The organism is Asaia sp. As-1742, from assembly GCF_011753235.1.
GTDB lineage: Bacteria > Pseudomonadota > Alphaproteobacteria > Acetobacterales > Acetobacteraceae > Asaia > Asaia bogorensis_B.
Genome location: NZ_VWWA01000002.1, coordinates 106,594 through 125,982 on the forward strand (window position 1 = coordinate 106,594; position 19,389 = coordinate 125,982).

The 19,389-nt window shown below is 60.7% G+C and carries 21 protein-coding genes; 14 read left to right on the forward strand and 7 right to left on the reverse strand.

The window, feature by feature from the left end; translation table 11 throughout:
- Positions 1–34: 34 nt before the first annotated feature.
- Positions 35–1,621, reverse strand: a complete 1,587-nt coding sequence (locus F3J08_RS03215) for a D-aminopeptidase (protein WP_166928422.1) — start codon at positions 1,619–1,621, stop codon at positions 35–37.
- Between the two features lie 60 nt (positions 1,622–1,681).
- Between F3J08_RS03215 and F3J08_RS03220 the strand changes: the two genes are divergently transcribed.
- The 9 genes from F3J08_RS03220 (at position 1,682) to F3J08_RS03260 (ending at position 6,785) form a co-directional block, all read left to right on the forward strand.
- Positions 1,682–2,314 (forward strand): regulatory protein RecX, encoded by a 633-nt coding sequence (locus F3J08_RS03220; RefSeq protein ID WP_166928423.1) that lies wholly within the window; start codon positions 1,682–1,684, stop codon positions 2,312–2,314.
- A 47-nt stretch (positions 2,315–2,361) separates the two neighbouring features.
- Positions 2,362–2,868: a CHAP domain-containing protein gene (locus F3J08_RS03225; protein WP_240149139.1), complete on the forward strand. Its 507-nt coding sequence runs from the start codon at positions 2,362–2,364 to the stop codon at positions 2,866–2,868.
- 51 nt (positions 2,869–2,919) lie between these two features.
- On the forward strand, positions 2,920–3,222 hold the full coding sequence (locus tag F3J08_RS03230; RefSeq protein ID WP_023979341.1) for a twin-arginine translocase TatA/TatE family subunit: 303 nt from the start codon (positions 2,920–2,922) through the stop codon (positions 3,220–3,222).
- Positions 3,223–3,229: 7 nt separating this feature from the next.
- A complete protein-coding gene (locus F3J08_RS03235; RefSeq protein WP_122040405.1) occupies positions 3,230–3,847 on the forward strand; it encodes a methylthioribulose 1-phosphate dehydratase in 618 nt (205 codons plus the stop codon).
- The gene (locus F3J08_RS03240; RefSeq protein WP_166928425.1) at positions 3,844–4,401 is read left to right on the forward strand and encodes an acireductone dioxygenase; all 558 of its coding nucleotides are present in this window, start codon (positions 3,844–3,846) and stop codon (positions 4,399–4,401) included. Before F3J08_RS03235 ends, F3J08_RS03240 begins: the two co-directional genes overlap by 4 nt.
- Entirely contained in the window at positions 4,398–5,090 is a 693-nt protein-coding gene (gene mtnC / locus F3J08_RS03245) for an acireductone synthase (protein WP_166928426.1), read from the forward strand. The genes F3J08_RS03240 and mtnC overlap by 4 nt, the downstream gene beginning before the upstream one ends.
- A complete protein-coding gene (locus F3J08_RS03250; protein WP_166928427.1) occupies positions 5,087–6,016 on the forward strand; it encodes a bifunctional riboflavin kinase/FAD synthetase in 930 nt (309 codons plus the stop codon). The genes mtnC and F3J08_RS03250 overlap by 4 nt, the downstream gene beginning before the upstream one ends.
- Before the next feature lie 37 nt (positions 6,017–6,053).
- Positions 6,054–6,449, forward strand: coding sequence for a fosfomycin resistance glutathione transferase (locus tag F3J08_RS03255; RefSeq protein WP_166928657.1), 396 nt, complete (start codon positions 6,054–6,056; stop codon positions 6,447–6,449).
- 123 nt (positions 6,450–6,572) lie between these two features.
- Positions 6,573–6,785 (forward strand): hypothetical protein, encoded by a 213-nt coding sequence (locus F3J08_RS03260; protein WP_122040401.1) that lies wholly within the window; start codon positions 6,573–6,575, stop codon positions 6,783–6,785.
- Between the two features lie 44 nt (positions 6,786–6,829).
- On the opposite strand, the gene F3J08_RS03265 is transcribed toward F3J08_RS03260, so the two are convergent.
- On the reverse strand, positions 6,830–7,351 hold the full coding sequence (locus F3J08_RS03265) for a hypothetical protein (protein ID WP_166928428.1): 522 nt from the start codon (positions 7,349–7,351) through the stop codon (positions 6,830–6,832).
- A 116-nt stretch (positions 7,352–7,467) separates the two neighbouring features.
- On the opposite strand from F3J08_RS03265, the gene ileS reads away from it, so the two are divergent.
- The 4 genes from ileS to mutL are packed head-to-tail and all read left to right on the forward strand — an operon-like array spanning position 7,468 to position 13,404.
- Positions 7,468–10,356 carry an isoleucine--tRNA ligase gene (ileS, locus tag F3J08_RS03270; RefSeq protein ID WP_166928429.1) on the forward strand — a complete coding sequence of 963 codons (2,889 nt, stop codon included), beginning with the start codon at positions 7,468–7,470 and terminating at the stop codon, positions 10,354–10,356.
- Positions 10,353–10,934 carry a signal peptidase II gene (lspA, locus tag F3J08_RS03275; protein WP_166928430.1) on the forward strand — a complete coding sequence of 194 codons (582 nt, stop codon included), beginning with the start codon at positions 10,353–10,355 and terminating at the stop codon, positions 10,932–10,934. Before ileS ends, lspA begins: the two co-directional genes overlap by 4 nt.
- 43 nt (positions 10,935–10,977) lie before the next feature.
- Positions 10,978–11,514 carry a DUF3035 domain-containing protein gene (locus tag F3J08_RS03280; RefSeq protein WP_166928431.1) on the forward strand — a complete coding sequence of 179 codons (537 nt, stop codon included), beginning with the start codon at positions 10,978–10,980 and terminating at the stop codon, positions 11,512–11,514.
- Between the two features lie 9 nt (positions 11,515–11,523).
- Complete coding sequence (gene mutL / locus F3J08_RS03285; protein ID WP_166928432.1) at positions 11,524–13,404, forward strand: DNA mismatch repair endonuclease MutL; 1,881 nt, start codon at positions 11,524–11,526, stop codon at positions 13,402–13,404.
- A gap of 83 nt (positions 13,405–13,487) precedes the next feature.
- Here the strand turns inward: mutL and F3J08_RS03290 are convergent, their stop codons facing one another.
- From F3J08_RS03290 to F3J08_RS03305, 4 genes are all read right to left on the reverse strand, one after another.
- A complete protein-coding gene (locus F3J08_RS03290; protein ID WP_166928433.1) occupies positions 13,488–14,222 on the reverse strand; it encodes a YfdX family protein in 735 nt (244 codons plus the stop codon).
- Between the two features lie 125 nt (positions 14,223–14,347).
- Positions 14,348–15,253 (reverse strand): DMT family transporter, encoded by a 906-nt coding sequence (locus F3J08_RS03295; RefSeq protein WP_122040394.1) that lies wholly within the window; start codon positions 15,251–15,253, stop codon positions 14,348–14,350.
- Positions 15,253–17,271, reverse strand: coding sequence for a DNA topoisomerase IV subunit B (parE, locus tag F3J08_RS03300; protein ID WP_166928434.1), 2,019 nt, complete (start codon positions 17,269–17,271; stop codon positions 15,253–15,255). The genes F3J08_RS03295 and parE overlap by 1 nt, the downstream gene beginning before the upstream one ends.
- Positions 17,272–17,335: 64 nt before the next feature.
- Positions 17,336–17,893 carry a hypothetical protein gene (locus F3J08_RS03305; RefSeq protein ID WP_240149107.1) on the reverse strand — a complete coding sequence of 186 codons (558 nt, stop codon included), beginning with the start codon at positions 17,891–17,893 and terminating at the stop codon, positions 17,336–17,338.
- Between the two features lie 362 nt (positions 17,894–18,255).
- On the opposite strand from F3J08_RS03305, the gene F3J08_RS03310 reads away from it, so the two are divergent.
- A complete protein-coding gene (locus F3J08_RS03310) occupies positions 18,256–18,792 on the forward strand; it encodes a hypothetical protein (protein ID WP_122040392.1) in 537 nt (178 codons plus the stop codon).
- A gap of 131 nt (positions 18,793–18,923) precedes the next feature.
- On the opposite strand, the gene F3J08_RS03315 is transcribed toward F3J08_RS03310, so the two are convergent.
- Positions 18,924–19,373: an Rrf2 family transcriptional regulator gene (locus tag F3J08_RS03315; protein ID WP_122040391.1), complete on the reverse strand. Its 450-nt coding sequence runs from the start codon at positions 19,371–19,373 to the stop codon at positions 18,924–18,926.
- Positions 19,374–19,389 lie beyond the last annotated feature (16 nt).

Here is a 19,389-nt window from a genome sequence, read left to right on the forward strand (position 1 = left end):
CCATGATGGGGTTAATCCCCCCGGTTCGTCAAATTCAGTCTGTCATGGCGTGATAAAACAGGTCGCGCGCCAGCCAGCATCCGACACGTATGCCGCGCAGGGCCTGAGCCGCATCCCGCTGGAAAGAGAGCGTCCAGTACCCCGGCGGCGAATGATCGAGCGCACGCAGACACGGGATAAGCCAGACATCATCCCCAAGCGGCAGAAGCCTCTCCATGCGCCCTTGCCCCAGCATGCCCGAGAAGGCGCCATAGAGCGCGCCGCCTGCATCGGACAGGGTCAGGATGCTGTCGAGTTCCTCACACAGATACCTCCCTGCCAGATCCTGATGCGATTGTGACATGGCCAGACGCGACAGGACACGCTGAGTGTTTTCCTGTGGCCGGTTCATGATCAGTCCGCGCTCGGGATACCTGTCATCCTGAAATGTCAGGATGGTGCCATCGCGACCAGCACCGTTCTGGGTCCAGTTATCCAGGCGCTCGGGCGGATAGGCATAACGAAGTGCCAGAGCGCTGCCTGATGCGCCAACCTGATCTGAAGACGTGATTGTGGCCGAAAGACCGGTCTGCGCGTCGAGATAATGCCCGATTATGGCCGGGTTGCCGTGCGTCCTGGCAGGTGGGGAGGAGGGCATGCCGAGCGCAGCCCCCGCCAGTTCTGCCGCCGCCGAATGTGCCTCTGACATGTGGTTGAACATGACCACAACCGACAGCCGTTCCTGTGCCATGTTCAGCCTGTGGCTACGCCAGCCGCGCAGGGCGCCGCCGTGTCCGGTCATGGCATGGCCAAAAAGGCGTCCGCGCTGCAACCCGAAGCCGTAGCGGGCAGGGGTGCCATCGCTGAAGGTCACGGGCGCGCTGAGCCGGTTATAGAACCCTTGGGGATCATCGCGCTGGGCGTCGATCGCACATTCCCAGGCGATCATATCATCCAGACTGGCCCCCAGCCCGGCATCGCCCGTCCAGAAGATGTTGTTGACTGCCTGACGATAGCCGGTGGCTTCACTGCCCTCATAGCCTTGCGTTCCGTCCGGCATGGATTGCGTGTTTGCCGCCAGAAAGGCACTTTTCATACCATAGCGTTCGAAAATCCGTGTGCGCAGTAATTCGGCAAAGCTCTGCCCTGTGCAGGCCTCAAGCGCTTCGGAAATAAGATGGAAGTTCTGGTTGACGTAGGAGTAGCTGGTGCCGGGCCTGAAATGCAGGGATCTGGTGCCGGCAATCACCCGTCGTGCCTCTGCCAGATCAAAAACCGATTCCGTAGGGGCGCCATGCAGCATGGCCACCGCCCAGTAATCACGCAGACCTGACTGGTTGTGAGCGAGGTGAAAAATGTCCGGTTGTGGCTCCTGCAGCAAGGGTAGGCGAGAGGCGATGACGGCATCCAGCCGGGCCTTGTCCGTTACGGCGTCGAGCAGGGCACAGGTGAACTGCTTCGTGATCGAGCACATGCGAAACAGTGTCTGCGGCGTGAAAGGCGTACGGGTTTCGGCGTTGGCAAAGCCCCAGCTATGTCGCGCAATGATCTCGCCCTTCTGGATCACCGCTGCTGCCCCGCCGGGTCCCGGATAGGCAGAGGGCAGGGTCGCCAGAACACGATCGAGCAGAGAATGAGGCATGAGGAATCTCCGGCGGGTTTTTACCATGTTGCTGCCATGAAATTATGGCACACTCCTCCCATGTCAGCGATTCCGGATCAGACTCCCCCGCCGACAGCGGACACCCTGCGTGAGGCGGCCCTGCGTCATCTGGCGCGCTTTGCCGCGACCGAACAGGGGCTTGCGCAGGTGCTTGACCGCGCGGTGATGCGCTGGGCGCGCAAATTCGCCACCCAGGGGGGCGAGGCAGACCAGATCGACTCAGAGCGCGAGAAAAGCCGTGCCGTTATTGCCGCAATCGTCAGCGATATGCGTCGTATCGGCGCACTGGATGATGCTGCCTTCGCGCGTTCCCGCTCGCTCAGCCTGACCCGGTCCGGGCGGTCCCGCCGTGCCGTGGCGGCCAGCCTTACCCAGAAAGGGATCGGGGCCGAGACGTTGGGCGAGGCGATGGAAGAGGCTCTCGGCCATCGGCACGACGATGAGGCGAAGGAGCGTGAGCTGGCGGCAGCCCTTGTTCTGGCCCGCAAGCGTCGGCTTGGCCCCTTCGCCCGGGATGAGGGTGAGATGGCCCGCAGTGACGCAGGAGAGTCTCATCAGCGGGCTCTGGCGATTTTTGCCCGTGCTGGATTTGGCCGAGACGTGGCCGAACAGGCGCTGGCTCTGGATCTGACAGAAGCGGAGGATCGCGTCATGGCGCTCAAATCGTCATGAGAGACACTGTGTTGAAAAGAAAGACCGCGCGAAAATTGGGCCCGTTTCTGGGGCGTGGGTTGGGGCTGGGCCTGTGTCTGGGGCTCGCGGCCTGTGGGGGTGGCCCGCGAGAATATAGTCGCGCCAGTTTCAATGGCCCACTCCAGTGCGCACCTTACGCACGAGCCAAGACGGGCGTGGCGCTTTATGGGGCCGCATCATCATGGTGGCGCGGTGCCTCAGGCAAATACCGGCGGACGCAGACGCCGGCGCAGGGCGAGATCCTTGTGTTCCGTTCGACCGGGCGCCTGCCGTCAGGTCATGTTTCTGTCGTGCGCAGTACGGTCTCGTCGCGCAAGATCCTCGTGGAACATGCCAACTGGGAGCCGGGCCGGATCGATCGATCCGTGCCGGTCATTGATGTCTCTCCCGGGAATGACTGGTCCCTCGTGCGCGTTTACTGGGCCCCCATCAGGAATCTCGGTGCGCGTGCCTATCCTACTTACGGCTTTATCGTACCGCGTGATCTGGACGATATTGCGCGCTTGCAAGTGGCGCGTGATCACGCCATGTGAGAAGCGAGAAAAAAGACGGCTGGATGGTCCCGTCACACAAGGAGAGAGATTATGGGTAGCATGAGTCCCCTGCACTGGCTGATAGTGCTTGCCGTTGTGCTCATCCTGTTCGGTGGTGGCAGCAAGATCAGCGGGCTGATGGGCGACTTTGCGAAGGGCATCAAATCCTTCAAGAAGAACATGGCCGAAGACGAATCCATGGACACTCATCCGGCCCAGCCCAACGGGCAGATTGCCCCCCCGCCGCATGGCAATGCCCAGGGCGCGCCGCAGGGCGTTCCTCATGGGAATTTCCAGGCGCCCCAGTACACGCCTCCGGTTTCCGGCGGCAGTGTGAACAACACCAATCACTGAGCTGTCCATGACCGAGGTTTCTGACCGGCTCTGGTCGGGTGCTGTGCAGGATGTGATCCGGGCCGGACAGCGAATGGACCAGCGCGGCTGGGTTCCTGCCACGGCGGGCAATCTGAGCCGACGCCTGTCTGACGGGCGCATCGCGATTACACGCTCCGGAGGTCACAAGGGCTTCCTGACCGAGCAGGATGTGATCGAGATCGACCCACAGGGGCACCCGCTTGATGCGACGCAAAAAGCCAGTGCCGAGACATTGCTGCACACACAGCTTTACGCCTTCGATCCTTCGGTCGGGGCGGTGCTGCATGGTCATTCTGTTGCAGCAACCGTGCTTTCCATGGCGATGCCGGGGGCGTCCCTCACTTTGGCAGGGTATGAACTGCTGAAGGTTTTTGAGGGTCAATCGACCCACGCGACGTCCATTGACGTGCCTGTCTTTGATAACGATCAGGATATCGCAAGGCTGGCAGGCGTGGTCGCGCCCTCGCTCGGGAAAATGCCTGCGGGCTATATCATCCGGGGGCATGGTGTTTATGTCTGGGGGCGGGACATGGCGATGGCGCTGGCCCGTCTCGAAGGGCTGGAATTCCTGCTGGCCTGCGAACTCGAAAGGCGGAAAGCATGAGCCGACTGACGATCTATCGTGATGACGCGCCTGAGACCATTCTGCTCGATACGCAGGATGGACGTGAAATCGCAGAGACGCTGCGCCCCCTCAATGTGCGTTTCGAGCGCTGGCAGTCCCCCGTGACGCCGGCGAAGGACGCGCCCCCTGAGGAAATTCTGGAGGCGTATCGCCCCTATCTCGACGGACTGATGGGTGAGACTGGCGCAGGCAGTGCCGACGTGGTGCGGTTTGATCGCCATACACCCCAGCTTGCCGCCATGCGCGAGAAATACCTGTCTGAGCATACCCATAGCGAAGATGAGGTTCGTTTCTTCGTGCATGGGCAGGGGGCCTTCGTGCTCCATGTGGGCGACAAGGTCTATTCTGTGCTCTGTGTTCAGGGTGATCTGATTTCCGTTCCGGCGGGAACGCCTCACTGGTTCGATGCCGGTCTGTCCCCCGACGTCGTCGCGCTGCGCGTCTTCACAGACACGACAGGCTGGGTTGCCGATTACACCGGTGACGAGATTGCCCGTCGTTTTCCCGTCACGATTCCGGATATTGCCGCATGAGCGCTATTCGTCTGGTTCTGCTCGATATCGAGGGAACTACCCTGCCGATTTCCTTCGTCAAGGATGTGCTGTTTCCGTATTCGGACAAGGTCATGCCCGATCTGCTGCGCGAAAAGGCCAGCGATCCGCTGGTCAAGGTCGCACTGGCCGATATCGAGGCGGCCAATCCCGGATGCGATCCTGTGGCGCAGCTCCATGACTGGACGGTACGCGACGAGAAGGTAGCCCCTCTGAAGTCCCTTCAGGGTCTTGCCTGGAAGACAGGTTTCGAAAGCGGGGAACTCAAGGCCCGTCTCTATCCAGACGTACCCCCCGCCCTGAAGGCGTGGCACAAGGCAGGGTTGCGCCTTGCGGTGTACTCTTCGGGCTCCGCCAGCGCGCAGCGCCTGCTTTATGGCTATTCCGATGCGGGTGATCTGACAGATCTGTTCGAAGCATTTTACGACCTCGATATCGGCGGCAAGAAGATTGCCGAAAGCTATCGCGAGATTGCTGCCCGTGCAGGTGTTGCCCCCGAAGAGATCCTGTTCCTTTCCGATATAGGGGCTGAGCTCGACGCCGCTCTTGAGGCCGGGCTCACGGTGTGCCAGCTTGTTCGTGCCGAGGATGGCACCCAGCCTCATGCAGGTGTTCGTCAGGCTATCGACCTGGCAGGTGTCAGCCGACAGTTCGAGCTGCCGGGTTCATGACCCTGTACGAGAACTGGACGGCGATACCCGCAAAAGCCCGTGGTGCCGCCGTAGCTCTCGGTAATTTCGATGGTGTGCATCTCGGGCATGTCCATCTTCTCAGATCCCTCCATGGTGCGCGGCCCGATCTGGCGCTTGGGGCAGTCACCTTCGAGCCGCATCCACGCGAGTATTTTCGTCCTCAGGACCCACCCCTGCGTCTCATGCTGCCCGAGACAAGAGCCCTCTTTCTGCATGAGCAGGGCGTACGCTCCATCTTCCAGCTACCGTTCGATGCCGATTTCAGTCATCTGAGCCCGGACCAGTTCGTCGAGGATGTGCTTCACAACGCGCTGGGCGTGCAACATGTGGCGTGCGGGCCTGACTTCGCTTTCGGCCATCGCAGAGCGGGCAATATCGACTACCTTGCGCGCAAGCTCGAAACGCTCGGTATCGGGCTGACTGTGGTGCCGCCCCTGACTGATATCGGCGGTCCTTTTTCGTCCTCACGAATCCGGCGTCTGCTTCAGGAAGGCTACCCCGAGCGCGCTGCTGAGGAGCTTGGTCGGTCATGGTTCATCCGGGGCGAGGTCACCCATGGGGACAAACGCGGGCGCCTTCTTGGTTTTCCTACGGCCAATATTCCCCTTGGACGGCATATTGAACCCGCACGTGGTGTTTATGCCGTGACAGTGCGCCACCCTGACGGAAGGGTCAGTCCGGGTGTCGCGAATATCGGACGCCGTCCGACAATCAATGACGGGCAGGAAAGTCGGCTTGAAGCGCATCTTTTTGACCTGAATGAGGATCTCTACGGTCAGACGCTTGAGGTCAGCCTGCACAAGCTTCTGCGTGATGAGCGTCGGTTCAACGGCCTTGACGAACTGAAGGCACAGATTGCCGAGGATGCTGCAAGCGCACGTCTCGTGCTTTCCGCCCTTCCTTGATTGAACACGCGAGCCCCTGGGTTTGTCTGACAGAAGTCTGATCAGGGGCATCAATCACGTGACGCTCTGTGTTCGCGATCTTGATCGGTCGATCCCGTTTTACCGCGATCTTCTTGGCTGCGCCCTTCGTGAGAGATGGGAGAAGGGAGCGTATCTCGAGGCTGGCTCCCTTTGGCTTTGTCTTGAGTTGCTGCCTGACTCTCAAGCCATTTCCCGGCGTGATGACTCCCATCTGGCTTTCACTGTCGACCCCGCAGGATTTGCCCCAATGTGTGAGAGGCTCTTCGGCAGGGTGACGCTGTGGAAGCAGAACAGAAGCGAAGGCGATTCGCTCTATTTTCTCGATCCTGATGGTCACAAGCTCGAAATCCACGTGGGATCGCTGTCGACCCGTTTGCAATCGCTCCATGCCGCATCAGGCGGGGATCATTGAATGATGACCCCGACAAGGCAGAGTCTAAGGAGGACTTGCCTGTTTTGTGAAGTTTTTGATGTTTTATCTCACATGACATGATGTTATAGATTACCCACGGTTAATGAGGCGTGGGAGGCTGTCATGTTCGGTGCGATGCAAATGTATCAGATGCAGGCAATGGAACAGCATATTGCCCAAAAAGAGAACCGCCGCCGTGAAAGCGTTTCACGCTTGGTGCGCCTGCGCGATTTCCTGCGGCAGGACTTGGCTTCACTTGGTGAGCAGATCGACACGACACTCGATGCTGTCTGCTCCGGGCCCGGCCTTCCGACGACGAGAATTCGCCGCTCGTAAGGCCGATAGAGCGCAGGCTGGCGTTGTGATCGGGGTGCGCCTGGTCAGTTGACGATTGTGCATGAAAACGGGGTCTGGAGAACGCGATAAAATTCCTTGCCATGCAGGAAAAAAATCAGCCTTAGCGACACGTTGCCGTCCATCAGAAACTTCAGATTGGTGTTGCAGTAACGATTGGCTGTCGCGTCATAGAGAAGCTGTTTGAGCTTGTCTTTGGAGAACGCCTGAATACAGTTGTCAGCCTCCCGGGTCAGTTCGATTTCCTCAACGAGGATCCGCCCATCGCGACTGGCCGCCGTGATCGTTTCCATCTCATTTTCATAAGCGGGCGCTTTTTTGTTGAGAACGGCAACCACCCTGTCGATCTGCCCGATCGTGATTTCAGTATCGAATTTGAACTCTCCAGCACGAGATTCTGTACATGCCAGGCATGACACGATTGAAAGAGCGAGCAGGATAAGGTTCTTCATCGGATTTTCCCGTATTTTCAGTAATGGTAACATCAAATACAGATTGATGACATGCCTCCTGACAGTGAAGGCAGCGTATATCGTCGACAGATCCATTCCTTGGCTGACCGTTATCCAGCCCCGATCATCGCCGCATTGCACCTCGGCACTTGACCCGTGCGCCTCCCTATTCGCATAACTCCCGGTTCCCTGACTCCGTCGATTGATCGAAAATGCCTGATTCCAAAAGCCAAGATCCTCAGGACCGTTATCGCGACACGGTCTTTCTGCCCCGTACCAGCTTCCCGATGCGTGGCAATCTGCCGACGCGTGAGCCGGAAATTCTGGCGCGCTGGGAGTCGATGGGGCTGGATGAGAGCATTATCGAGGCAGGCAAAGGCAAGCCGGTTTTCACCCTGCATGATGGCCCGCCCTATGCAAACGGTCACCTGCATATCGGTCACGCCCTGAACAAGATCAACAAGGACGTGATCAACCGTGCCCAGCGCATGAATGGCGCCCGCGTGCGCTACGTGCCTGGCTGGGATTGTCATGGTCTGCCGATCGAATGGCGTGTCGAGGAAGAATACCGCAAGGCAGGCAAGAACAAGGACGATGTGCCTGTTCTGCAGTTCCGCGCCGAATGTCGCGAGTATGCGCGTCGCTGGCTCGACATCCAGGCCGAGGAATTCAAGCGTCTGGGCGTGCAGGGCGAGTGGAAGAACCGCTACGCCACCATGGATTTTTCATCCGAATCTGCCATCGTGGGCGAGATCGGCAAGTTCCTGCTGAATGGCGGACTGTATCGCGGCCTGCGCCCGGTCATGTGGAGTCCGGTCGAGAAGACCGCGCTTGCCGAAGCCGAGATCGAATATCACGACATCACCTCCACCACGATCCATGTAGCCTTCCCCATCGAGGCAGATCCGACGCCCGGTCAGGCTCTTCAGGGGGCTTCTGCGGTTATCTGGACCACCACGCCTTGGACGATTCCGGCCAATCGCGCCATCGCCTATGGGCCTGAAATTGCCTATGTCGTACTGCGTGCCGACATCATGGAAGAGGACAGCCTCGTTGCTCCCGGCTCACGTTTTCTGGTCGCGGAAGAGCGCGTAGGCGATTTCTGCAAGCAGGCCGGTATCCAGGACCATCACATTCTCTACACTCTGCCCGGTGAGGCGCTCGAGGGCACGATCTGTGCCCACCCGCTGCGTGGCTGTGGCTATGAATTCGACGTGCCAATGCTGCCCGGCGAGTTCGTAACGACCGATGCCGGTACGGGCCTTGTGCACATGGCCCCGGCTCATGGTCAGGACGACTTCCTGCTGACACGCCAGTACGGCATTGAAGTGCCCGAACTGGTGCAGGATGACGGCACCTATGCGCCGTGGGTTCCCCATTTTGCCGGTATCCACGTGTTCAAGGCGGCTGACCCGGTCTGCAATGCCCTGACCGAGGCGGCGCAACGCTGGGCTGCCAATGGCGATGCCGCTGCGGGCCTCGTGGCCCGGTCGAGCATCGTGCACTCCTATCCGCATTCATGGCGCTCGCGTAAGCCTATCATCTTCCGCGCCACCCCGCAGTGGTTCATCCGCATGGATGGCGATCAGGCCCTGCGTCGCAAGGCGCTGGATGCGCTGGCAGATGTCACCTTCGTGCCGGAGGCCGCTCGCAACCGCCTCACCTCCATGATCGAACAGCGCCCTGACTGGTGCATCAGTCGTCAGCGTGCCTGGGGCGTGCCGATTGCCGTTTTCGTGGAAAAGAGCACGGGCGAGGTGCTGCGCGATCCGGCGGTCATGCAGCGTATCGTGGATGCCATGGCCGAGCACGGTGCCGATATCTGGTACAGTGCTGACCCCGCCACCTTCCTGGGTGAGGGACGTGACCCCGCGCAATACGAACAGGTGTTCGACATCGTCGATGTCTGGTTCGAAAGCGGCTCGACCCATAGCTTCGTGCTGGGTCAGGACGGCCTGAACTTCCCGGCCGATCTCTACCTTGAGGGCTCCGATCAGCATCGCGGCTGGTTCCAGTCCTCGCTGCTCGAGAGCGTCGGCACACGTGGTGTGGCCCCCATGAAGGCCATCGTCACCAACGGCTTCGTGCTCGATGAGCAGGGCCGCAAGATGTCGAAGTCGCTGGGCAATGTGATTGCGCCCAAGGAAGTGACCGACAAGCTCGGCGCGGATATCCTTCGCCTCTGGGTTGTCAATTCCGACAGCAACGAAGACCTGCGTATCGGTAACGAGATCCTCAAGCAGCAGGGTGAACTTTATCGTCGCTTGCGCAACACGCTGCGCTGGCTGCTGGGCGCACTCGACGGGTTTACCCCTGAAGAGGCGGTACCTTTCGAGCAGCTTCCCGAACTGGAGCGCTATATCCTGCATCGCCTGAGCGATCTGGGCGGTCTTCTCAAGCAGGCGGTCCAGACCCATCAATGGGTGGGCGTGTATCCGATGCTGCACGGATTCTGCACGACCGATCTTTCGGCCTTCTATTTCGACGTGCGCAAGGATGCGCTCTATTGCGACGCGCCATCTTCACTACGTCGTCGTGCTGCCCGCACCGTGCTCGATATCCTGCATCGTGCCCTTGCCACCTGGCTTGCGCCGGTTCTGGTATTCACGGCTGAAGAAGCCTGGACATCGCGCTTTGGCGAAGAGAGTTCGGTGCATCTGCAGGCATTCCTCGAGCCCGATCCCGCTTGGCATGACACGGTGCTGGGCGAGCGCTGGAACCGTATCCGTGCTCTGCGCCGCGTCATCACGACCGAGCTTGAGGGCGCGCGTCGGGGTGGCGTGATCGGCTCGTCTCTCGAAGCCCGTCTCAGCCTGCCTCTGACCGAACAGGAACAAGCCGTATTCGGCGACGTGGACTGGGCCGAACTCGCCATTGTCTCGCAGGCCGATATCCAGCTCCTGACCAATGTGCCGTCGCTCTATATCGATGACAGCGCCACCACCGAGCACGAGGGCGTTGTCAGCGCTCATCCGGGGCCGGGTGTGGGCGAGGCAGAGGGCAGCAAGTGCCTGCGTTGCTGGCGTGTCCTGCCTGAAGTCGGGAGCCAGACGGCCCATCCGGGTCTCTGCCTGCGCTGTAGCGATGTGGTGACAGCGTGAAATCAGCCAAAGTCACGCTCTCCTTCGGTCGGCCGGCAACCTTGCTGGCCGGTCTGGCAGCGTTCATCATCGTGCTTTGCGCCGATCAGGGCAGCAAATGGTGGATCCTGAACGTCTTTGACCTTCCCGCAAAAGGGAGCGTGGTCATTGCGCCGGGGCTGAACTTCACGATGGTGTGGAACCACGCCGTGACGTTTGGCATGCTCGGCGGCGTCGGCCGTTACGGGCCGTTACTGTTTTGCACAGTGGCTCTTGTCGCCGTCTTGGCCCTGCTATGGCAGACATTACGTACATCGCGCATGGTCGTGGCCATTGCCTCGTCTGCCATCGCCGGCGGCGCGGTCGGGAATGTCATCGACCGTATGCGCTTTGGCGCTGTGGTCGATTTCATTCATGTCCATGCCTATGGCTGGAGCTGGTATGTTTTCAACGTTGCCGATTCGGCCATAGATTGTGGTGTTGTCGCCTGGGTGATCGACTCCATTCTGGCGGATCGTCGCCAGGCAGCCGTCGGCGGAAAGCCTTCACCTGTTTCGGGTGGCGCCTCCGATCATGGTTCGGTACATCGCGAGCATTGATCTCTTGTCGATGCCGAAACGCTCATTTAGGATCGGGTCCGATATGGCTCAGCTTTTCCTTCCGTCCGTCCTCCGCGTGCTGCCGGTTCTCGGCCTGACAGCGCTCCTTCCGGCCTGCTCCGGCTCTGACGTCTCGCGCGCGTTCGGTCTCGAACGCTCGATGCCGGATGAGTATACGGTCACGACCCGCGCCCCGCTCTCCATGCCGCCGTCAGAGCAGTTGAGTCTGCCGGGACAGGGTGACCATACAGCGGAGGAAAACCCCCGCATGCAGGCACTCGAAACCCTCTCGCCCAATGCGGCTCTGCACACCACCTCCGGTAGCAACAGCGCTGGTCAGCAGGCTCTGGTCGGTCAGGTGGATCAGGCATCGAAGGCCCCCAACAATGCCGAGCTCGGCGCTGCCGGTGCTGGTCTGACTGATGAACTCATGTTCTGGCGTGGTGGCAATGCAGGCAGCGTTGTCGATAGCGAAGCAGAAAACCGCCGTATCCAGCGTGCTTCGGCTCTGGGTCAGACCCCCTCCACCGGTGCCACGCCTACCAAAAAGTCGAAGAGCGCATTCCTCGGCGTCTTCTGATGCCAAGTCATGACGCCGTCTGAGCGACCCCAGCTTCAGCCCAGACTACGCCGCCTTTCCAGCCATGTGATCGATCTGATCGCGGCAGGCGAGGTGGTGGAGCGTCCGGCTGCTGCCCTGAAAGAGCTGGTCGAGAATGCGCTTGATGCCGGCGCGACCCGTATCGAGGTTGCTCTGGCCAGTGGCGGGTGCGACCACATCGAGGTTCTCGATAACGGTTGTGGCATGTCGCCCGATGACATGCTCATGGCTGTCGAGCGACACTGCACCTCCAAATTGTCCGATGAGACACTGACCCGTATCGTCACGCTCGGCTTTCGTGGTGAAGCCTTGCCCTCCATCGGAGCCACAGCCAGACTGAGCCTGACCTCACGGTCGCATGATGCCGATACCGCATGGCAATTGCGCCTTGAAGGCGGTGTCCTGACCCCTCCATCCCCCGCGCCCGGTGCACCCGGAACGCGTGTGGTTGTGACCGATCTGTTCTTTGCGACACCAGCACGACGCAAGTTTCTCAAATCTGCCCGCGTGGAGGGCAGCCATGCCGAGGCGGTCATGCGCCGACTGGCGCTGTCAGCCCCGCATTGTGCCATGCGTTTCACGCTGGATGAGCGTCTGGTGTTCGACTTCCCCGCCCACTCGACTATCGCCCGCGTTCAGGCGGTTCTGGGCGAAAGCGACTCCCTGATCGCACTGGATGAGGAGCGTAATGGCCTGCATCTGAGCGGTTTCATCTGTGGGCCTGCGGCAACGCGGGCCACGGCAGCCGCCCAGTTTCTGATCGTGAACAACCGCCCGGTTGCTGACCCGCTGATGAAGACGGCCATACGCGTCGCCTATCGACCCGTCATCGAGCCGGGACGTCATCCTGTTCTGGCCTTGCATCTGCAACTGCCTCATGACCGCGTCGATGTGAACGTGCATCCGTCCAAGACCGAACTGCGTTTTGCCGATGAGGCGGATGTACGCGGTCTGATGATCGGTGCCATGCAACGCGCTCTGGGGCACGGCGCGGGTGAGGGCGGCGTGAGGATACGTTTTGCCGCTCCGTCGCGTCAGGCCATCCACTATCCACCGCCCGACCCGATGCGCCTGACGCCGGGTTTTCTGGCAAGCCATGCCGCGCTCACCGGAAATGGCGCTCCCACGGCAACGGGGTCTGTCAGCCCGTATGGCGGCTTTCAAGAGCCGGACAGTTCTCCGGATGACCGCTCACTCGTCGCGCCGCTGAATGTGTTCGAACCGTCATCCCGCCCGCTGGTTCAGCCAGATGCCGCTCAAATGGCGCGCTTTCCCCTCGGCGCGCCAGTCGCACAGGTTTTCGACACCTATATCCTTGCTGTCGGTCAGGATGGCGATCTGATTCTTGTCGATCAGCATGCCGCTCATGAACGTCTGACCCATGAGAAACTGCTGGCTCAGTACACCAGTGGGTCGCTCAAGGCGCAGCGCCTCCTGCTTCCTGAGGTCATCGATCTGCCGCCCGGTCAGGCGGGCAGACTCATGGAATGGAAAGGGGCGCTCGAGGCACTGGGACTGGAGATCGAATCTTTCGGGGGGGGCAGCGTGCTGCTGCGCACGATGCCCGTACTACTTCAGGGTGGTGACGGGAGCGCCTTGCTGCGCGATCTTTCCGAGGAACTGGCGGCAGATCCCGACCTGACGCCGGGGGACAGTGCGGCTCTGGAGCGTCGTATCGATGCCGTGATTGCCCGCATGGCATGCCACGGCAGCATTCGCGCCGGGCGACGGCTACAGCAGGACGAGATGGCGGCGCTCCTGCGACAGATGGAGCAGACGCCGCGCGCGGGTACGTGCTCTCATGGTCGGCCAACATGGCTGCGTCTTGGACGGGACGAGCTGGAAAAGCTCTTCGGCCGGATACGCTAGACTGACCTTCGTTTCCGGAAACCCTGCCCCGTATGCCCTGCCAGAGCACGGGCGTACGGGGTAGAGTGCCCCGGGGCAGGGGATCAGGAGGGGCTATGAGCCATCTTGTGACGCTTGGCGGCAGACGGATGTGTGACTGCCACGACATCACCGGAAACGAACAGGATTGAGTCGACAGCGTTCTGCAGCGCATCGGCAGCCGATTTCGTATCGCCGCCATCCATGAATACGGAAGCGCGATGCACGTCGCCCGAGATCATCTCCAGCGGCGCCAGAGCCACAACGTACTGCACGCTTGTGCCGACAACCTGAAGATCCTGATTGACCAGCTTCGTGTCACCTGCCTTGAGATGCTGGTTCGCATTGGCAAGAGCGGTCTGCTGCGCCGGGGCCAGCGTGTCGGTCACGGCATATTCGCCGCCAACAGGCAGCCAATGCAGGGGCACGCCACTGGCAGCAACACGCTTGGGCATGCCGTGGCTCGGCACAGGTTGCATGGCATCCTCGGCCTTGATGAAGGCCTTGCTATCCTTCGCAGCCTTATCCAGACGGGCCTCGGCATCGTTGATCAGGCTTTGTGCCTGCCCGTTCTGATTATTTGTCAGGGCCTGTTGCGCCAAAAGGATGTTAGCAAATGCCTTCTGCCCGTCTTTGGACAGGCGACCGAAGTCACGGGTGGCATTCACCTGCTCAGCCTTCATCATGGCAACGCTGCGGGCGGAGCTATCATCACCGGGGGCTGCGGCAGAAGCCGGTGTAACAGCAAACCCGGTGGACAGTGCAACAAGGGCAGCACCCGCACTCATCAGTCGACGCATCAGTAATCTCCTCAATACATATCCCGCAAAGCGGAATTTCGAGGATCAGAACGATGTCTTGAGCAGCTTGTTGCATGACAAGGCCGTTAACACGACGCCATCATAGCGCGGATGTCTGTGTTTCTTCAGGTGGGAGGAACGGTTTCGCCATCCGGAGGGGGCTTACGCGAGGTCAAAACATTGCCTGCGGAAGCCCCCGCAATGCACAGCACCCCCATCCATCGCGCCACGGAGAGTGATTCACCCAGCAGCAGAAGGCCGGAAATGGAACCCAGCACGGGCTCCAGACTAAGAAGGATACCCAGATCCCTCGGCCCCAGGCGCCGCATGGCCATCATGTCGAGAATATACGGCACGGCGGAGGAGAGAACCGCCACACCCACGGCCTGCATCCCCTGATGCGGATGCGTGATGGCAGGGGAGATGGCCGGTATCAGCCAGGGCAGCAGCAGGATGCCCGCTGTGGTCATTCCCAGTGTCGTGGCCTGTGCCGCGGGCATGACACGTCCGATACGTGTTCCTGTCAGGATGTAGACGACCCAGCCAACGGCGCTAGTGAGCGCTGCGATCACGCCAATCGGGTCCAGATGGCCTTCTACATGGTCAGGGCGCAGCAGCAGATAGAGGCCACCCAGAACCATACCCGCCCATAGCAGATCGAGCAGGCGACGTGAGCCGATAAGCGCAAGCGAAAGCGGTCCCATGAACTCGAAGGCAACGACGAGACCAAGCGGCAGTCGCACCAGAGCGATATAGAACGCGAAATTCATGACCGCCATCGAGGCGCCATAAGGCAGCAGCAGCTTCCACATGCCCGGTTTGAGCACGGACGGGCCGGGTCTCATCACGGTGAGCAGAATGACGGCGGCCAGACAGACGCGTAGCCCCACCATACCTTCCGCACCAAAAAGCGGAAACAGGCTCTTGGCGAGCGCCGCGCCAACCTGAAAGGAGGAAATTCCACCAATCAGAAGGGCGAGGCCACCAAGTTTGTCGAGACGGGTTGAAGTGGGGTGATCGAAAGCAGCCATCAGACGTCGAGCAATTCCGCCGTGCGGGCGTGCTCCTGAATGAAGCGAAAGCGCAGTTCAGGCTTGCGTCCCATCAGGCTCTCCACGCGATCGCTCGTGAGTGCCCTGTCCTCCGGCGGGGTCACAACGCGCAGCAGCGTGCGCTTGGCCGGGTCCATGGTTGTCTGCTTCAAATCCTTCACGGGCATTTCGCCAAGCCCCTTGAATCGCGAGATCTCGACTTTTGCGCCTTGTTTGAAGTCGCGCTTGAGGCGGCGCACGCGGTCATCATCATCCATCGCATAGACGGTCTTGGCCCCATGCGTCAGGCGGTAAAGGGGCGGCTGGGCGAGGTAGAGATGGCCCTTGCGCACCAGATCGGGCATTTCGCGGTAGAAGAAGGTCATGAGCAGAGATGCGATATGGGCTCCATCCACGTCAGCATCGGTCATGATGATCACGCGTCCATAGCGCAGTCGGGCGACATCGAAGCTGGAGCCCGATCCACAGCCAAGCGCCTCGACCAGATCGCGCAGTTCCTGATTGGCCTTGAGCTTGTCCGCCGTGGCCGAGGCCACGTTGAGAATCTTGCCACGCAGCGGCAGCACCGCCTGCGTTTCACGATCACGGGCCTGACGGGCTGAACCACCAGCCGAGTCGCCCTCGACGAGAAAGATTTCAGTGTCGGCGGCATTTTCGCGCGTGCAGTCTGTCAGCTTGCCGGGCAGGCGCAGGCGACGCGTGGCGCTCTTGCGCGGTGTGTCCTTGCTTTCGCGTCGGCGCAGACGCTCTTCGGCGCGTTCGATGATGAAGGCCAGAAGATTATCCGCCTGAGCCGGGTTGCCGCCCAGCCAGTGATCGAGCCGGTCGCGCAAGGCGCCTTCAACGAGGCGGCTGGCTTCCTGCGTCGTCAGCTTTTCCTTGGTCTGGCCCTGAAAATGCGGGTCACGAATAAAGACCGAGAGCTTGACCGCCAGCGCACCGAGCGCATCTTCCGCCGTTACTGCCGCCGCACGCTTCATGTTGCGGCTCTCACCCCAGGCGCGCAGCCCCTTGACGAGAGCCGATCTGAAGCCGGCCTCATGCGTACCGCCCTGAGGGGTTGGAATGGTATTGCAATAGGAGGTCATGCTCGACGCTCCCTGCTCCAGAAACGCCACGGCCCATTCCAGCTTGCCCCCGGTCCGGCCATCAGCCGCCTGGGGCAACTCTGCCTCACCCGCCCAGACCGGTGCCAGCAGGGCGGGGCTGGCACCCAGCTCTGCATTCAGGCTGTCTGCCAGACCATTGGGAAAGTGAATGGTCGCCTCGGCCGGTATCTCGTCTCCCGCCTTTAGCAGCGAGGGATCGACACTCCACCGGATCGTGACACCGCGAAATAGCGCCGCCTTGGAGCAGCAGAGGCGATAGAGCCGCAGAGGGGAGAAGCTGAGCCCGCCGAAAATCTCGGGATCGGGGGAGAAGCGTATGGTGGTCCCTCGGCGATTGGGTGCATTGCCAACCTGCTGGAGCGCCGTCACGGGTTTGCCGCGGGCGTAATCCTGACGCCATAGCAGCTTTTCGCGGGCGACCTCGACTTCGAGCCGGTCCGAAAGGGCATTGACCACTGATGAGCCAACGCCGTGCAGACCGCCCGACGTGTCATAGGCCTTGCCCGAGAACTTGCCACCTGCGTGGAGTGTGGTGAAAATCACCTCCAGGGCCGAGCGGTCGCGAAATTTGGGATGGGGATCGACCGGGATGCCGCGACCATTGTCGCGCACCATCAGCAGATGGGGCCCCTCAAGGGCAAGATCGATGACGCTGGCATGGCCTGCCACAGCCTCATCCATCGCATTGTCGAGAATTTCGGATGCAAGATGATGATAAGCGGTGTCGTCGGTTCCACCGATATACATGCCCGGGCGCCGTCTGACCGGTTCGAGCCCTTCCAGGACTTCAATCTGGTCAGCGCCATAATTTTCCGGCACGGGGGCCTGCGCGGCCTTTCTAGGCCGACGCACGGGCTTTTCATCGCTCTTGAAGAGGTCGTCGTTCATATTGCGTTCTTGACGGCCTCGCCGGGGCGTCGTCAAGCGCCCCGTGCAGGAAGAGGATCAGATTTTAGGCGCGTGTCTTGCGATGGGTGCGCCGTGTGGTGGTGCTGCGGCTATGGGAGACTGCTTCGGGGGCCGAGCAGGTTTCGAACGAGGCCGGCTGAACCACGTCCTTCGCATCGGCGTAATGCGCAAGATCGGCACCATCATCGAGGGCATCGACCTCGTCGAACATCGCGACCCGCTGCTGACAGAAGATCGTACCTGCCTTGAGGCCGCCTTCCGACTGCACATTGGCAAGCTGCGTGATGTAGTCGTCATGCGCCTTCATGGCGTTACGGCCATAGGCTGACTTGAAATAGGTGTTGAGGCGTTCTTCCTCGGCAGCCAGCTTGGGGCGGAACTTCGCTACGAACGCGTTGTAGCGGTCCTGTGCGCTGCACGAGAGCGCCGTGACCATCAGTTCGCTCTTGAGACCCTGCACATTGAAGGCTTCATGGGCGGGGGACTCGCTGCACCCGGCGGCGTAAGCAGCACCGGAGGCGAAAAAGCTGCCAGCAATAAAGGCGCAGGCGGTGAGACGCGCAAACGGGCGCAGGAGGCGTTGCCGGGCTGAAAACGACATCAAGAGACTCCACAAGGGCAGAAACTGGAAAGCCGGAGATTCTCCGGGCAGGGCAGGCATGTGGCGGGCCAGATCAGGAGGCACGCGGGAATACGGAACTTTATCCGATTATGTCGCAGCAATTGCGGCGAGAAAATGCTCGCAGGCAAGCGTTTAGACTGATTCGGTGAAAAAAAACCCGCGCACCCTTTTCTTTTGATTCGGGCCCTGCTTCCCCCTTCCTGTGGGGCGCGGCTTGCGCTAGGGCCTTGGATGAATTTGTTTTCAGGTGCGTGAAACACGCTCCTGAACATCTTGTGTCGGGCCTGCTGGTGCAAAACAAGGCAGAATCGATTTTCGATGACATGTGATCAGTGGAGTTGATGGTGCGACTGCGTGGTTCTGCAATTACTCTCGTTTCGGCCCTGACCCTGGCGGCCTGCGCACAAAAGCCTGTTGTACAGCGCGTCGTGCCCCCCAATCCCTTCGGCTATCAGAAGGTCTCTGCTGTCTGTAAGACGACGCCGGTCAAGACAGCCGCTGATGGCAGCATGTCCGTCGATATGACAGTCCGTAGCGATGACGGGCTCTGCGCTCTTTCTGTTCAAAAGCCAGGGAATACGAATTACCGCTCCTTTGGCGTGTCACCTGCGCCAGAGCACGGCAAGGCCTTCATCTACAACTTCGATGACCATACCTATGTGACGTATACGCCCAGCACGGCCTATGCGGGCAAGGACAGCTTCACGGCGATCCTGATCCCCGGCGGTACCGAGCCGCGTACGAAGCTGACCGTCAACGCCATGGTCGATGCAACCGGCGTGACCGTTGCTGCCCCGCCAGCGCCTGTTCTGGCCCCTGCGGCCAAGAAGCCGGTTGCCAAGCGTACAGCGACACGCCGCAAGAGCAGCAAGAAGTAAGGGTTAGAGCCGGGGGGCTTTTCCGGGAGCCCCCACCGGTCGAACCTTCCATAGGCGGTGTCAGCCCGCAGGCCTGAGGGCGGCGGGATTGTTTTCCCCGGCGTGTTATCAGCCCCGACCCTGAGTTTTCTTCAGATCGAAAATGAAATCGGCTCGTGGACGGGCCGTCGGAGGCCTGCAGCCTCGGCGCGGCGCACCATTTCCTCAAGGGTCAGTGCGGCCATTTCACTGCGAACCGTCTCATCCAGAACCTGCCAGCATGGCTCGATAACGCTGCGAAAGAGCGCTCCCTGAGCGGTCTCCTCGGTCCCGGTATCTTCCGATACAACCACGCGGACAATCTCATCGAGGCCAATATCGCGTTGTGGCCGCCCCAGGCGATAGCCACCACGGGGCCCACGCACGCTTTCCAGCAATCCCGAGCGTGATAGAGCCTGAAGCAGGGGCTCGATCCCACGGCGGGCCAGCCCTGCGCGTTCGGCGATATCCCCACCGCTCACCAGGCTTGAGCGCCCTGCATGGAAGGCCACATCGACCATGATGATCACGGCAACCATCGCCCTGTCCCTGCGGAGATACATGCAGATTTTTCCTCAA